The sequence below is a fragment of the Huijunlia imazamoxiresistens genome (assembly GCF_037132455.1).
Taxonomy (GTDB): Bacteria; Bacteroidota; Bacteroidia; order Chitinophagales; family Chitinophagaceae; genus Flavisolibacter; species Flavisolibacter imazamoxiresistens.
This window is the reverse complement of the sequence record NZ_JBBBEI010000004.1, coordinates 162,625-178,495: the sequence shown is the minus strand read 5'-3', so window position 1 is coordinate 178,495 and position 15,871 is coordinate 162,625. Positions and strand designations below refer to the sequence as shown.

Sequence of the window (15,871 nt, the reverse complement as noted above, 5' to 3'; positions counted from 1 at the left end):
AAAAAAATGCCGGCCACGAGGCCGGCAACGGGAATCCTATACAAGCAAATTTTTTACAAATAGATCTGGAACTGCATCACCCACTCCCCTGCCCGCTTAAATACCTTGTTGTGGTTATAGAGGGGGCGGCTGCTGTACTGGAGCGTCAGCTTGGAATGGTGGCCGTCGAGGAAGAAGTTGGAGCCGATATCATAAAAATGACCCACCTGGTCCAGGGCCTCCAGTTCCTTGAGGGTGTAGGCGGCCACGGGCTGCACCCGTACTTTCTTGCTGATGCTCTTCGGCAGCAGGAAGCCGGCCTGGGTGTACCAGATCTTGCCGGTACCCAGTGACATGCGGGCATTGCCGAGGCCCTCCTGGGCTTTTACCCCTTTGAAGGCGGTATCGGGCAGGCCGGTATTCATCACCCCGGTGGCACGCAGGTAGCGGGGACCGAAATCATAATCATACAGCACGCTGTACGCTGTCAGGGCCATGTTCTTTTCTTTGGGACCCACGGGCAGGTCGGCAAAGACGTCGGCGGACAGCAGGCTGATATCGTGCTTTTTCAGCACATTGTCGACCGTCAGGCTCTGGGTCCCGTTCTTCACATGGTAAAAGCCCGCGCCGATATTGAACACTTTCCTGGTACCCACGTACGAACCCACGCGGAAAGGCAACTGGTCGGCCTCCTGCTCCAGGAATTCGTAGTCGGCATAACCGCTCAGGGCCGCCCGGGCATTGCCGTTGTTGTCGACGGCCGCACCACCGGCCACGGGCACCGTGTTGGTGGCAAAGGGTTTGTTGACATGGAAGCGGTAGTGCAGCTTGCCCGTTTTTCCCTTGGCATACAGGCCGAACTGCCGGGTAAACTGGTCGGAAACCTCCAGGGTAGGCCAGTTGAACACGGGTGCATCCACCATCAGGTAGTTTACGGTGCTGGCCGATGTCAGCCGCGAAAGGCCGTTCCAGTAGTGCAGTCCCGCCCCTACGAACAGGTTGGTGTTATTGGCTTTGCCGGTCGCCGGGTTGACCGCCGGCACCACGGCATATTCGTTCCACACGTCGTGGAAAAAGATACTGGGTTTCTTTCCCGCACCATTGGCGCCGGTGCCCTCCGTACCGATAGAGCCGCCATTGATAAAAGTCTGGTTGTTCACGCCTATGTGCGCCAGGATGAGGTAGCGGGGCGAGATCTGGGCATAGACCAGGCCGCGGATCCGGCGGGCGCCGATATCCAGGGTGTGGTCGGCAGGCTCGTCGCCCACCAGGGTGCCGGGATTGTTTTTCACGCTGCGCGCCCATATCTGGTTCCAGATCATAAATCGTACGTACTTACTCCCCTCGGCATTGAGGTTGACTTTAAGACCCGAGCCGTAATCGGCCGAACCCTGTGCCCCTGCCAGCAGGGAACCGAACAAACCAAAGACGAGGCCGCAGGCCGCTGAAAAAAAACGCATAACCAAAAGCAGTTGTTTTTAGGAACGTTAGGAACAGGACGCCCGCAACGGGGCGCTTTCATGGGGCAGGCAAACGAAAATAAAGGCGGCGCAAAGGTAGGCCGCCCGGTTCACTCCATAGAAATACGTAGGCAGGAAAGTCGAAAGAGCCGGTGTATTCCTTGTTCTTTTCGGCGATCAGTTGAACCGCTGCTCCAGGAGGCCGTTTTTCTTCAGGTCCGGAACCACTGTCGGCTGCCCGGCAGGCGTACCGCCTTTTCCGAACATATACCAGTAGGGCAGCGCTACCAACAAGGCCCCGCCCACGATATTGCCCAGGGTGGCCGGCACCAGGTTGACCACCAGGAAGTCGTACAGGCTGATGGGCGATCCCAGCAGCATCGACAGCGGGATAAAGAACATATTGGCAATGCTGTGCTCGAATCCAAAGGTCACAAAGCACATCACGGGAAACCAGAGCAGCAGCGCCTTGCTGCCGGCGCTTTTGGCCGCATAGGCCAGCCAAACGGCCATACATACCAGCCAGTTGGCCCCTACACCTTTAACGAAAGTGGTCCAGAAGGAATGGGAGGTCTTCAGCTCGCCAATCCTGCGGGCCGCCGTCAGCCAGGGGTCGGCGGCCAGGATATGGGTTTCATACCCGAACAGCCAGGCAACCAGCAGGGCGCCGACGAAATTGCCGAGGTACACCAGGATCCAGATCCGGGCCACCCGCATCCAGGAAACGCCCTTGTTCAGCGCGCCGAACGGCATGACGGCGCAGTCGCTGGTAAACAGCTGGGCCCCGCCGACCACCACCATGATCAGCCCCAGGGGGAAGAGGGCGCCAAACAGCAGTTTGTTCAGGCCGGGGTTGGCGGCCGCCACTCCCGGCATACCGCCGGTCACCACCAGGGCCAGCAGGCCGCCCAGCGCAATAAAAGCGCCCCCCAGCAGGGAGTAGATCAGCAAACGCGGCGTGGTATAGGAATCTTTTTGTTGGGCGCTTTTATTAAAATGCGCCGCTATTTCGGAAGGAGCATAATAACTCATGGTGCTGCAGTTGAAAGGTCAGGAGGCAAAGAACGGTCAGTGCCGCAGCAAACCAGGTGACGAAGATCAATGAATGGAGTGATTCGAGGAGTGGAAAGAGGCGGAAAGTATGAGGGATTGGTTAATTGGTTAATTGGTTAATTGGGAAATTGGGAATTTGGTGGAACCTTCGGCTCCATCGTCGCCGCCTTTAGGCCCTAATATCCCAATTAACCAATTAACCAATTCCTATTTCGCATGTGAATTTACAAATACAATTGAACCATACGCCGCCAGTACCTCGGGCGATGGGCTTCTTCTTCCCAGACGTGCATGGCGTGGAGCACTTTCTTTTCGCGCAGCGACTGGCTCAGGCTCCGGTTGCTGTCGAAGAAGGCGTCCTCCTTGCCGATGGCGAAAACGATGTCCATTTTCTTCAGCGCGTCCAGGGCGCGCGGATCGGTCAGGTGGGGAACGAACTGGTTGGGCATGTTGGAAAAAATGGCCTCGTCGCGGTAGCCGTCAAACAGGTCGCGGAAGTTATCCAGGGCCACCGTCAGGTCGTAGCGGCCGCTCATGCCCACGGCCTTGCGAAACAGTTGCGGATGCTTGAAGGCAATGTTCACGGCATGGTAGGCGCCCAGGCTGCAGCCCGCAGAAATCAGGTAGTCGTTGCTGTTTTTCTTCCGGATCAGCGGCAGCACTTCGTTGATAATGTACTGCTCGTACTGCATATGCCGGTTGATTCGCTGGCCGGGATGGGTATGGGCCGAATAAAAGCTTTCGGCATCGATGCTGTCCACACAGTACACCTGCAACAGCCCCTTTTCGATCTTGCCCCGCAGGGCCTCGATGATCTTCCAGTTCTCATAATCGTAGAAACGGGCCGTACGGGTAGGGAAAAATACAACGGGTACACCCGCATTGCCAAAAACCAGGAGCTCCATATCCCGCCCCAGGCTCGGACTATACCATTTATGATATTCTCTGTTCACAGTTGTAGAATGGTAAATTGAAGGTGCAAGTTAAATCAGCAGACTATAGAATAAATGAATATTGACCGAACAATATCTCTTTCCACAGGGCATAGCCCTCGGCACTGAGGTGCAGCCCGTCCGCCCCGAAAAACTTATGGATCGGCAAACCGTTCTTATCCGTCATTGCATCATAGGTGTTAATAAAATACAGGTTATCCTTTTTCCGGGCTACGTCCGCTTCAATGATCTTGTTGGTAAACCGGATGCGGTCGATGATGTGCCAGCGACTGAAGGAGGGCTTGATGGAAATAAAGCCGATGGGGATATTCCCGAACTTTTCCCGCACCTGCGCCACCAGCTGGCGGAAGGAGATGAACACCTCTTCGGGGTGCCGCCCGTCGCCCAGGTCGTTATCGCCGGCATAGATGATCAGGGACTTCGCCTTTTCCAGCGGGGCCATGATGCGGTCGAAATACCAGACGCAGGCCGCCAGGGTAGAGCCGCCAAAACCCAGGTTCAGCGGCTTATATTCCCGAAAATCCTTGTACAGGCTGTCCCATTGCCGGATCGACGAGCTGCCGTAAAAAATCACTTCGGGTACGTAGGCACACCGGCCCGACTCCTTTTCCACCCGCTTAACTTCCTCTTCGTACCAAAACATAGAAAAACTATAATAAATTCTGTTCAAAAAATAATGTCTGCTTACCGCTCCCCTGCCGGCTGGTGCAGCTTGGTAACGGCCACCCGCTGGGCCGAATAAATGCCGGCATGCCCGCTGAAATAATAGGCGGTAAAGCAGGCCACCGCATAATACAGCACGTTGCCGGAACCAAAAAGTTCCACCCCCATGAGCGTACAGGCCAGGGGGGTGTTGGTTGCGCCCGAAAATACAGCAATAAAGCCAAGGCCGGCAAATAAATCAACCGGGGCGCCGGCCAGCCCCGCCAGGGTATTGCCCAGGGTAGCGCCGATAAAGAACAGGGGGGTCACCTCCCCGCCCTTGAAGCCCGTATGGAGGGTCAGGGCGGTCAGCAGCAGTTTCCACAGCCAGCTCCAGGTGTCGGCTCCCCCTTCCTGGAAAGCCGACAGGATGCTGACGCCGCCCCGCGGGTGAGTCACCCCCAACCCCAGGTAATCGAAGGTACCCAGGGCATAGCTGATCCCCAGCACCAGGGCGGCGCCCGCCAGCGGCGGCAGCCACGGATAGGGAAGGTAGCGGGCCGAGGCGTCCCTGATGCGGTGCGACAGGGCGGCAAACAGGTAGCCTGCCAGCCCGAAAGCCACTCCTGCGGCCGCCACCTGGGCCAGCAACAGCAGGTCGAACGACACCAGGGGAAGCGCCTGCCCCTGGTGGCTAAACGCAATGCTGTACTTGGTATGGTGAATGCCCAGGGCCGAACAGGTGCCGTCGGCTGCCAGGGCAGCGATCAGGCAGGGCACCAGGGCTTCATAACGGATGCGGCCGATGGCCAGCACTTCCAGGGCAAAGACCGTTCCGGCCAGGGGGGTGCCGAACACGGCGCCGAAGCCGGCCGACATGCCGCAGAGCAGCAGGATGCGCTTGTCCGCCTGCTTCAGCCGGTACCAGCGCGCAAACAGGGCCGCCAGGGAGCCGCCCATCTGGACGGCCGTGCCCTCGCGGCCGGCCGAGCCGCCGAACAAATGCGTCAGCACGGTGGACACCAGCACCAGCGGCGCCATCCGGGCCGGCACGCCGCCCCCGGGTTTATGGATCTCCTCCAGGATCAGGTTGTTGCCGGCGGCGGCATTTTTTCCCCACTGCCGGTACCCCCACACAATCAGCAGGCCGGCCAGCGGCAGCAACCCCACCAGCCACAGGTGGTTCCAGCGGGTCACGGTCGCCCAGTCGAGCAGCCACAGGAACAGGGCCACGAAGGCGCCCACCGCCACCGCCACCGGCAGCACCAGCAGCGTCCAGTACAGCAGGTGGCGGGCCACCTGCACCTGTTCAAAGGATTGGAAAAACTTTTTCATCCGCCTCAGCATATTGGCCGGCAAGATAGGATGAAGGACGCAAAGGGCTAAAGGGACAAAAGGGCCGCCGAAAAAGATTATTAACGATTTGTTTGCGGCGCCCGCCTGCATGATGGGCTACTTTTAACCATGATCAAAATGCTCACCACTCTTCTTCTTTTGCTCTCCTTCCAGGGTTATGCCCAGAATTTTGTGACCAAAGACATCAAATCGTTCGGGGCCAGGGGCGATGGCAAAACAAACGACCATGCCGCCTTTGAAAAGGCCGCCGCTTTTTTTAACAGCAGGGGCGGAAATGGCCGGCTGGTCATCTCCAGGGGCACCTACCTTATCGGCAAACAGGACTTCACCCAGGGAGCCGAAGGAAAGCCGGCCTACCTGGGTTACGATGCCCTGTTGCTGACCGGCGTGCGCAACCTGATCATCGAAGGAAAGGACAAAGCCCGGGTGGTATACGCCGACAGCCTGCGCTTCGGCGCCTTTAACCCCCAGACCGGCCAGAAATTCAGCAACTCCAAATACTTTACCAAGTACGCCTGGGCCGCCACCATCGGCCACTTCATCAACCTGCGGGATTGCCGGGAGGTGGAAATCAAAAACCTGGAACTGGACGGCAACCTCCAGGGTACGATCCGGGGCGGCGTTTATGGCGACAAGGGCATCCAGTTGCCGCATACCGCCCTGTTCATCTGGAACAGCAAAAAGGTCACCGTCTCCGGCATCAACGCCCACCACTTTGCCCTTGACGGCATCAGCGTCGGCAACAAGGAAACCAATACCAAGGACGAAATAAAGATCCTGAACTCTGTCTTTGAATACAACGGCCGGCAGGGACTTTCCTGGATCGGCGGCAACGACCTGCTGGTAAAAGACAGCAAATTCAACCATACCGGACAGGCCGGGTTCTTTTCGCCCCCCGGAGCAGGGGTGGACATTGAAGCGGAAAGGGGGCCGATCACCAACGGCCGGTTTGAAAACTGTGAATTCATCAACAACAGAGGCGTAGGAATGGTGGCCGACAATGGGCCGAGCCGCAACTGTACGTTCAAAAAATGCACGTTCTGGGGAACAAAAACCTGGTCCATCTGGGTAAACAGGCCTGCGTTCACCTTTACCGACTGCAAGATCTACGGATCGTTCGTGCATGGCTACAAAGCTGAAACGGATGCTGATGCCACCCGCTTTATAGGCTGCCACTTCGAGGACAAGCCTTATGAGGGGAAATTGCCCTATGGAAATTTCCTGGTGGAATCGAACGGCCGGAAAAGAGTGTCGTTCCGGGATTGCAGCTTTGTTTCCAATACAAAGAAGCTGGTATGGATCCAGGCCAGTGCCGCCTGGGCTCCTGAAGAAAAATACCAGTTCGACAACTGCAGGTTTAGCATCAACAACGACAGCCTGCCCCGCAGGGACTTTGTGGCCGTCGTACGGGGCATGCGGTACAAAAACTGCACCTTCAACTTTACCAAACCCGAAGCAAAGCAAAAAAAGTACTACCTGAATTCCTGTTGCGAAAACTACAATGTGGATGAGGGAGGGAATAAGGTGGTGTATGCCGACCCTGCCAACGCCGGCAAGCCATAAGAAGCTAAACGAACAGCCGCATACGAAAAAGGCCTTCCGGCAACACATGCAGGAAGGCCTTTTTCGTATGAAAAAAGATGATTATTCTTTCGCTTACTTTACCTCTTTTCTGTAATCCCGGGGACGACACGGCACCTGAAGCTTCAAAAAGGCGATCCCCATAAATAGTTAGTTTCGGTTGCGATTGTTCGGGCAAAGGTAGTAAGGGCAACAGGTCCGTTCCAATACCTAATATTGGGTAATTTTCCCGCCTTCCGGGTAAAGGGGTCCCGCAGGCAAGTTCCTACCTTTATGCAAAAACATGCGCCTCCTCCTCCCCTGCCTCCTGCTTTGCGCCTGCTCCGGCCCCCGGATGGTACAGACGGACCTGTACTTCGGCCAACTGAAACCCGGAGGCGGAAAAGTGAGCGAACAGGAATGGAATGCTTTTGCCGAACGCCACATCGGAGCCGTGTTCGCCAACGGCAGCACCGTCACCGCGGCCATGGGCAACTGGTATGATACGGCCCTACACCGCCTGGTACGCGAACCCTCCTATATCGTTACTTCGGTCAACCGGATGACGCCGCGGCTGAACCGGCAGATCGACAGCCTGCGCGGGCACTATAAAACGCTGTTCCGCCAGCAATCGGTGTTGCGGGTGGACCGGAAGGCCACCGTGAAATTATTCTAAGGGCATAAAAAAAGCAGGGCCTTATCTTCCGATAAGACCCTGCCGACCATAAGTCCAACATTCACATAAAAACTATCGTCCGGCTTTTTTATCCATTTTGTTGCCGATGATCAAACCGCCACCGGCGCCTACTACGCCACCGATCACGGCACCTACGGCCCGGTTCTTTTTGTTGATGATGGCCCCGGCGGCTGCACCGGCAGCACCACCGATCACGGCGCCTTTAGCCTTGTTGCTCCAGCCTTTCTTTTCTTCGGCCTGCGCAGTATTCGAAGATTCGTCGTTCATGGCTACTTCCTCATGTGCAGGAGTGGCGGGGGTTTCCGCAACCGGGGGTGTGGCAGGTACAGGGGCAGCCACCGGCTCGCTTTCCACCGGCCTGCTTACAGGTGCCTGGTAGGATCTTTTTACTTTTTTCACAGGAGCCTTGGCTACTGCATAATGAACGGCCGGTTTGCTTTCTTTAACGGCTTCCTCTGCCTGTTGTTCTTTCCACTCCTTGTACTGTGCGAGGCCGGCGGTATCGGCAGCCGCTGCGGGAGCGGGTTGCACAGCCGGTGCGGCGGTTACAGGAGCTACATTATTCGGTGTGGTCGTGCAAGCGGTCATTACTGCTGCTACACTCATGATGGTAAAAAACTTCTTCATACGCCTGGTTTTATTTTTTTTGTTTTTTTAATGATGGTACCGGGGTGCCGGTGTTCTGAATACTGAGACGGGGTGATAAAGAAGAAGTTTGACGGGAGTTTGTTAAAGTAAATGAAAAGGATTTTATGGGCTCAGGCATTTAAACCATTCACGGTTTCGGCCAGCTCCTCCGGTTGCAGCACCCGGTTCACCACCCCGCTTTCAATAGCCTTGCGGGGCATGTAGGCCATCTCCGCGGTGTCGGGGTCCTGCGCCAGGCTCAGGCCGCCCGCCGCCCGCACGGCCCGCAGCCCGTCGGTGCCGTCCTCATTGGCGCCCGACAGGAGCAGGCCGACCAGCGAAGGGCCGTAAACTTCCGCCGCCGAGGCAAACGTCCGGTCGATGGAAGGCCGGCAGTAATGCACTTTTGGGGAATGGTCCAGCGTCAGCCGCCGGTCCTGTTCCACCAGCAGGTGGTCATCCGCCGGCGCCAGGTAGATGGTGCCCGGCAGGATCGGCTCGTTCTGGCGGGCCTCCTTTACCGGCAACGGCGTTTTGGAAGCCAGCAGCTCCGCCAGCTGCGAATCGGCACTGGGCATCCGGTGCACCACGATCAGGATCGAAAGCGACAGGCCGGCGTCCAGGCGGGGCAGCAGGTCGAAGAGCACGTTCAGGCTTCCCGCCGAACCGCCGATGACCAGCAGGCTGTAGTTTATATTCAGGATATCTTTCTCCATATTTTCTGGCCCGATGAAAATTCCTTGTACCGGGAAGCAAGGGAACTGAAGCGCAGGGTTTCCCGCGCCCCCAGCGCTAAAAAGCCCAGCACCTCCAGGCTCCTGTCAAAGGTATCCAGAACTTTCGCCTGGAGCTGCTGGTCGAAATAAATCAGCACATTACGGCAGAGGATCAGCTGGAACTCGTGAAAGGAACGGTCGGAAACCAGGTTGTGCGTGGCAAAGATCATTTTGTGGCGCAGCGATTCGTCGAACTTCGCCACGTTGTACTTGGCCGAATAGTAGGCCGAAAAATCCTGGCGACCGCCGGCACGTAAATAGTTGGCGGAATACAGCCGCATCTGCTGCAGGGGAAACACGCCGGTCATGGCTTTCTGCACCACGGCGGGATTCAGGTCGGTGGCATACAGCAGCGACTTGTGCAGCAGCCCGGCCTCCTTGAGCAAAATAGCCAGGGAAAAAACTTCCTCCCCCGTGGCGCAGCCGGCATGCCATACCCGTATCAGCGGAAGCCCCGACAGCGCCGGCAGCACCTGCGTACGCAGGAACTGGTAAAAGGGAGGATCCCGGAACATTTCGGTTACATTGACCGTTACCTCCTCCACGAACCGCTTGAGGTAGTAAGGATCGTTTTGCAGCACGTACCGGAATTCCGCAAAAGAGCGGAACCGGTCCAGGGCCACCAGCCGCTGGATACGCCGTTGCAGCGAAGCCAGCGAATAGTTGCGAAAGTCGTATCCATACTTTTCGAACAGGTCGTGCTGCAAGAGCGCCACCTCCTCCTCCGTGATGATGATTTCCATGTGCGCTTAATGATGATCAAATCCCTTATCGTACAGCCACACCCGCAGCAGCGACAGCAACTGGTCGGTATCGACGGGCTTGGTAATGAAATCCGATGCGCCGGCCTCCATGCACTTTTCGCGGTCCTCCGCCATGGCCCGGGCCGTAACGGCAATGACCGGCAGGTGGGCGAAGGCGGGCGCCAGCCGTATCCGCCGGATGGCTTCATATCCATCCATTACCGGCATCATCAGGTCCATCAGCACGGCATCCACATCGGGCGCCGCCTCCAGCTGCCGCAGGGCCTCGGCCCCGTCCATAGCCGACAGCACGGTCATCTGCTGCGCCTCCAGGGCCTTGGTCAGCGAAAAGATGTTGCGCACGTCGTCATCGACGATCAGGACTTTCTTATGGGCCAATACCTCGCCAAACAGTGCCGGACCCGGGCCCGCCCCCGCCGTTGCCCCCTCGCCGTCCTGCACCAGGTGCAGGAACAGCGACACCTCGTCAAGGATGCGCTGGTAGGATTGGGCGGTTTTGATCACGATCGTATCGGCATACTGGCGAATGGCGGCCTCGTCGGCCTTGCCCGGCTGTTTGCCGGTGAACCAGATCACCGGCAGGTGCTCCAGCCCCGATTCCCTGCGGATGGCCTCCAGCACGGGGAAGCTGCTGCGGTCCGTCAGGTCCAGGTCCAGGATCACGCAGTCCACCCCATCCTGCTGCAGGGCTTCCAGGCATTCATGCCGGTTGCCGCAAATAGCGGCATGTACCCCGTAGGGCTCCAGGAAGTAGGCCAGCGCCCTGGCATGGCGGGCGTGCTCTTCCACGATCAGCACCTTTTTGCTGCCTCTTTCCCGGGCCTGCTCGATGCGGTCAAAGATCTCCTTCATCCGGTCCAGCGCCATGGGCTTGTTGATAAAGTCCACGGCGCCCTTGTACAGGCTTTCCTTTTTGGCTTCTTCCGACGACATGATGTGCACGGGAATATGGCGGGTGGCGGGATCTTTCTTCAGTTCCTCCATCACTTCCCAGCCGTCCTTGACCGGCAGGCGCAGGTCGAGCAGGATGCCCACGGGCTGGTAGCGGCCGGCTAGCGCCAGCCCTTCGTCGCCCCGGACGGCCACCAGGCCTTTGAAGCCCTGGGAGCGGGTAAAGTCCAGCAGGGCCCGGGCAAACGGCACATCATCCTCCACAATCAGGATGACCTTGTCGCCGGGATCGATGGCCTCGCGGTCGTCCGGAAGCGGGGGCGGGATGGAAGGCACCACCAGGCGGGGCACTGCCGCCGCCGGGGTAGCTTCCTCCGCGCCCGCCGGGGCCGCTGCCGGTTGGGCCGTTGGGGCCGGCGCTTCCGCCCGGCCCGCCCCTACCGGCACGGTCACCGTGAATTCGCTGCCTTCGCCCGGCACGCTGCGCACCGTGATTTCCCCTTCCAGCAGCCGGGTCAGCTCGCGGCTGATGGACAGGCCCAGGCCGGTGCCGCCGTATTCCCGCCTGGTGGAACCGTCGGCCTGCTGGAAGGCTTCGAAGATGAGCTGCTGCTTTTCCTTCGGGATGCCGATGCCGGTATCTTTTACCGAAAACGACAGGTAGGAAGGCCGGTTGGGCACCGGGCCAATCTGCAGGTGCACGTACCCGTGCGCCGTGAACTTCAGGGCGTTGGCGATCAGGTTGCGGAGCACCTGCTCCAGCCGTGTTTTATCGGTAACGATGCGTGCCGGCACACCGGCGGCTTCGTGAATGCTGAATTCGATCTTTTTTTCGCGGGCCACGGGTCCGAACAGGGCCTTCAGGTCGGCGGTAATATCTTCCAGGGCCACCGGCCGGTACTCCAGCTCCATCTTGCCGGCCTCGATCTTCGAGAGGTCCAGGATCTCGTCGATCAGCTCCAGCAGGCCCTTGCCGGAGCTCTGGATCACCAAGGCATATTCCACCTGTTCGCCCGTGAGGTTGCGTTCGCCGTTCTCGGCCAGCAGCCGGGAGAGCAGCAGGATGGAGTTGAGCGGTGTGCGCAGCTCGTGCGACATGTTGGCCAAAAATTCCGATTTGTAGCGGGCGCTCTGTTCCAGCTCCTCGGCCTTTTTACGGACCTCGCGGTTGCGTTCCCGGATGACGCGGTTGCGTTCTTCCAGCTGGCCGGACCGCTCCTCCAGCTCGCTGTTGGCCTGCATCAGCTCTTCCTGCTGCACCTTGAGTTCCTCTTCCGATGCCTGGAGGCGGTTGGTTTGTTCTTCCAGCTCGGCGTTAATGCTTTCCAGCTCGGCCTGCTGGCGGCGCAGCTCTTCGGCCTGCTCGCCGGTCTGGCGCAGCAGCTCCTGCAGCCTGGCCCGGTTCCGGGCCGTCCGCACCACTACGGCAATGCGGGGCCGCACCTGCTCGATCAGTGCCAGGGCCTCCTCGTCGAATTCGTGCAGCGCGCCGATCTCCAGCACCCCTTCCACCTCATCGTTGTGTACCAGCGGCACCACCAGCAATTGCTTGGGAGGGGTGCTTCCCGAGCCGGTGCGGATCTTTAAAAACCCATCGGGCATGCCGGCCAGCCGCACCACCTGCTTGTGCTTGAGCGCCTGCCCCAGCACCGTTTCGCCCAGCGGCACCTGGTCGGGCACCTCGTTGAAATCGGACACGGCATAGCCGGCGCTGAAGTGCAGCACATTGTCGTGGTTGATATAGAACAGGGCCACCTGCGCGTCCAGGTACTGGGCCAGTGCATGCAGGCAGTCGTCGGCCAGGGGCAGCAGGCCTTTTTCGCCCTGCAGGCATTTATTCACCTGCTCCACCCCGCCCAGGATCCAGAGCTTTTTCTCGTTGTCCGCCTTGTACTGCCGCAGGCGGTGCTTCATCCGCACGATGGCGTTTCCCAGTAAATCTTCCTCGCCCCGGGGCTTTACGGTAACCGAAAAATCGCCCTTACCGATGTTATCGGCCGCCTCGGTGAGCCCGCGGTTGTTCTGGTCGATCAGCAGGAACGACCGGGCCAGGCTGCCGATGGCATCATTGGACGCAATGTGGAGGTCGATGCCGGTAGCCCCCGAGGCGATCCGGCCCGCCGCCTCTTTCAGCTGGCTCAGCTGCCCGGTAATGCTGCGGATGGTAAAGGCGATGATGGCGACCACCAGGGCAATCAGGGCCGCCAGGACGATCACGGTATAGGTTTGCCTGGTTCGTTCCTGGTCGTAGATGTCCTTGATCTTTTCCTCCGCATTTTTTACCAGCCCCTGCTGCAGCTCGTTCAGCCGCAGAACGGCATTCAGGGAAACGTACCACCAGCGTTCCGGCTCGGAGCCGGGTGCCAGCCGGCCCTCGCGGATGGCTGTTTCCAGGTAGCCGATCACGGGCAGGAGGGCGGTATGGCGCAGGCGGCGCTCCAGCTCCGCCACCGATTCCGGGGTGGAGCGGAGCCTGAACTCGGCCTCGTACGACCGGAACAGGTCGTATGCTTCCTTCAGGTCGGTGATGAATTGGGGAGAAGTTTCCTGCTTATAGAGGGCATTATAGACATTCAGCCGCATCAGGCCCAGGTACGCCGACATCTGGGAGAGCAGCCGCTGGCCGGCCAGCTCCCTTTCTACCGGGTGCAGGTAACCGATATTCCCGGCCGAGAGGTTGTTGAGCGAGGCCAGCCGGAGCATGACGTTGGTATAGTAGTTCATGACCTCGTTGGGCGGCAGGCTGGCTTCGTCGATGTGCAGGCGCAGGCTGTCGATCCGGTAGAGCAGCGTGTATTTTTCCATGCCCCGCAACGCCGTGCCGGTATGGGTGGCCAGCGTGCTCCAGGCGGCATCGGTGGCGGTACGCTGCAGGTTCAGCTCGGCCCGCCACTGCCGTTTTACCAGGAAGCCATAGCTGTAGCGCCTTTCTTTCTGCAGCTCGTCCACCAGCCGGGTGATATACCCGCACTGCCGGATGCTGTGCAGGTAGCCATCCAGGATCTTTATTTTTGCCCGCTCCTCCTTATACACCTGGAAGGAGAGGAACACCAGGAACAGCAGGGGAAAAAAGCCGATCAAAATCAGTTTTACCGGGAGGGGTATGTATCGGAAAAGCCTGTTCATGCAGGATCGGGGTTTGGAAGTAAAAGGGCAATAAGTAACGGGCAATAAGCAATGGGCAATGTACCCTGGTTTCTACTACCATTCTCAGGCCGGGCATTCCTTGTCCCCATTTTCCGCTGCGGCCGCCTGCTGGCTGATGGGCAGGATCACGATAAAGGAAGCACCCGCTCCCGGTTCGCCCCGGGCGGTAATAAAGCCATGGTGCTTATCGATGATCTTCCGGGCCACGGCCAGCCCGATGCCGGTGCCCTCGTATTCCTCGCGGGTGTTGAGCCGCTGGAACAGGGTAAAGATCTTTTCGGCATATTGCTGGTCGAAGCCGATGCCGTTATCGGAAACCACCAGGCGGTTGTAGCAGCCGGTGGGGGAAGGCTCCGCCCCGGGGCCGGCCTCGCTTACCCGGTCGGCGGTAATGTGGATGACCGGCGGGAGGCCGGGCTTTGAAAACTTCAGCGCATTGCTGATGATATTTTGAAACACCTGCCGGATCAGCCCCGGGACGATTTCGGCCCCCGGCAGCGGGTCCATAGTGATGATGGCGCCCTTTTCATGGATGCTGATCTCCAGGTCGGCCAGCACCTCGCGGAGCAGCTCGCCCAGGTCCGTCATTTCGTACACGTAGGATTCCGACAGGCGGGCGAAGTCGAGCAGGTCGTTGATCAACTGGCTCATGCGCTCCGAGGAACGGTGGATGCGCTCCAGGAAGAGACTGAGCTTTTCGGGCTCCACGGACCGGTCCTTGATGATGCTGATAAAGGTCTGGATCTTGCGCAGGGGCTCCTTCAGGTCGTGCGAGGCCACGTAGGCGAAGTGCTGCAGGTCGATGTTGCTGGCCTCGAGGTCCTTGTTGACCTTTACCAGCTGGTGGGTACGGTCCTGCACTTTCTGCTCCAGGATCTCGTTGAGCCGTACCTGCTGGTGGATGTTGGTAAAGGTGCCTACCCAGCGGGTGATGGTGCCGTCGGGCCGGACCGGCATCGCCCGCAGCAGGTGGTGGTAGTACTCGCCGGTGCGGAGCTCCCGGATCTGTACTTCCAGCTCGAGGGGCTCGCCGGTGGTCACCGCCTCGTTCCACTTGCGGAGGAGGGGCTCCTCGCCGGGCGGAGTTTCGGGAAACAGGTCCTTGCCGGGGGAAAAATGAAACCAGTACTGGTTGACGTATTCGATGGTACCGCCGGCCGTGGCGGTAAAGGCGATCTGGGGAACGGATTCGATGATGGACTGCAGCTCGCGGACGTTTTCGCGCAGCGCCCTTTCGGCCGACTTCCGCACTTCTATTTCCTCCTGCAGGGCGGCCTGCACCCGCTTCAATTCGTGGGTCTGCTGGTACAGCCGGTTAAAGGTTTTCACTTTCAACAGGAGGATATCGGGATCCACCGGCTTGGTCACGTAGTCGATGGCGCCGGAAGCATAGCCTTTGGCAATAAACTTTTTGTCGGTATTCACCGCCGAAAGAAAGATGATCGGCGTATCCCTGGTCTTGCTGAAACCGCTGATGGCCTCGGCTACTTCAAAGCCATCCATCACCGGCATCTGCACATCCAGGATGATGAGGGCATAGGTGGACTTCAGCACTTTTTTCAGCGCTTCCTCGCCGGACAAAGCGGTATCCACCTCAAACTGATTTCTTTCAAGGATACTTTTCAGCGAAAAGAGGTTTTCCGGCTTATCGTCAACGATCAGGATCATATACGGTACTGTTAAAATTGTCCCGGGAACGTACAGACCCGGCTGAGAACTAGGACACCTTAACGTTTTCGATCTCCCCGGTACCGGCCCCGGCCAACGGCCGCAAACGGGTCCTGAAGGAGATCCCTGCCTATTCGTGGCAGGGTACGGAAGGACAAAGAAACATAACTAAAAAAAAAGTACAAAAAGCCGTTCCAAAAATCCTTTTCCAAAAACGGGGATCGTTTTCAACAGACACATATTATAACAATACGCCAACCTAAAATATTTACGACAAGCTCATCAAACAATTGCTTAA

General features: G+C 58.5%; 12 protein-coding genes. 2 read left to right on the top strand and 10 right to left on the bottom strand.

The genetic code is table 11. The annotated features are described in order from the left end of the window. Positions 1 to 53: 53 nt before the first annotated feature. From V9K67_RS06545 to V9K67_RS06525, 5 genes are all read right to left on the bottom strand, one after another. A complete protein-coding gene (locus V9K67_RS06545; RefSeq protein WP_336720938.1) occupies positions 54 to 1,439 on the bottom strand; it encodes a hypothetical protein in 1,386 nt (461 codons plus the stop codon). A gap of 177 nt (positions 1,440 to 1,616) precedes the next feature. Beyond that, a complete protein-coding gene (locus V9K67_RS06540; RefSeq protein ID WP_336720937.1) occupies positions 1,617 to 2,471 on the bottom strand; it encodes a formate/nitrite transporter family protein in 855 nt (284 codons plus the stop codon). A gap of 245 nt (positions 2,472 to 2,716) precedes the next feature. Further along, the gene (locus V9K67_RS06535) at positions 2,717 to 3,445 is read right to left on the bottom strand and encodes an esterase family protein (RefSeq protein WP_336720936.1); all 729 of its coding nucleotides are present in this window, start codon (positions 3,443 to 3,445) and stop codon (positions 2,717 to 2,719) included. Between the two features lie 43 nt (positions 3,446 to 3,488). Continuing rightward, entirely contained in the window at positions 3,489 to 4,088 is a 600-nt protein-coding gene (locus tag V9K67_RS06530; protein ID WP_336720935.1) for a GDSL-type esterase/lipase family protein, read from the bottom strand. Between the two features lie 41 nt (positions 4,089 to 4,129). Continuing rightward, positions 4,130 to 5,422 (bottom strand): voltage-gated chloride channel family protein, encoded by a 1,293-nt coding sequence (locus tag V9K67_RS06525; protein ID WP_336720934.1) that lies wholly within the window; start codon positions 5,420 to 5,422, stop codon positions 4,130 to 4,132. A gap of 129 nt (positions 5,423 to 5,551) precedes the next feature. On the opposite strand from V9K67_RS06525, the gene V9K67_RS06520 reads away from it, so the two are divergent. Together V9K67_RS06520 and V9K67_RS06515 are read left to right on the top strand one after the other, a co-directional pair. Further along, entirely contained in the window at positions 5,552 to 7,006 is a 1,455-nt protein-coding gene (locus tag V9K67_RS06520; protein WP_336720933.1) for a right-handed parallel beta-helix repeat-containing protein, read from the top strand. A 301-nt stretch (positions 7,007 to 7,307) separates the two neighbouring features. After that, positions 7,308 to 7,679: a DUF3574 domain-containing protein gene (locus tag V9K67_RS06515; protein WP_336720932.1), complete on the top strand. Its 372-nt coding sequence runs from the start codon at positions 7,308 to 7,310 to the stop codon at positions 7,677 to 7,679. A 72-nt stretch (positions 7,680 to 7,751) separates the two neighbouring features. On the opposite strand, the gene V9K67_RS06510 is transcribed toward V9K67_RS06515, so the two are convergent. The 5 genes from V9K67_RS06510 to V9K67_RS06490 all read right to left on the bottom strand — a co-directional run bounded on the left by V9K67_RS06510 (position 7,752) and on the right by V9K67_RS06490 (position 15,573). Next, positions 7,752 to 8,327 (bottom strand): glycine zipper domain-containing protein, encoded by a 576-nt coding sequence (locus V9K67_RS06510; protein WP_336720931.1) that lies wholly within the window; start codon positions 8,325 to 8,327, stop codon positions 7,752 to 7,754. Positions 8,328 to 8,458: 131 nt separating this feature from the next. Then, positions 8,459 to 9,043, bottom strand: coding sequence for a chemotaxis protein CheB (locus V9K67_RS06505; RefSeq protein WP_336720930.1), 585 nt, complete (start codon positions 9,041 to 9,043; stop codon positions 8,459 to 8,461). Then, positions 9,025 to 9,846: a CheR family methyltransferase gene (locus V9K67_RS06500; RefSeq protein WP_336720929.1), complete on the bottom strand. Its 822-nt coding sequence runs from the start codon at positions 9,844 to 9,846 to the stop codon at positions 9,025 to 9,027. Before V9K67_RS06500 ends, V9K67_RS06505 begins: the two co-directional genes overlap by 19 nt. 6 nt (positions 9,847 to 9,852) lie before the next feature. Further along, complete coding sequence (locus V9K67_RS06495) at positions 9,853 to 13,884, bottom strand: response regulator (RefSeq protein WP_336720928.1); 4,032 nt, start codon at positions 13,882 to 13,884, stop codon at positions 9,853 to 9,855. 84 nt (positions 13,885 to 13,968) lie between these two features. Continuing rightward, positions 13,969 to 15,573, bottom strand: a complete 1,605-nt coding sequence (locus tag V9K67_RS06490) for a sensor histidine kinase (RefSeq protein WP_336720927.1) — start codon at positions 15,571 to 15,573, stop codon at positions 13,969 to 13,971. Between the last annotated feature and the right edge of the window lie 298 nt (positions 15,574 to 15,871).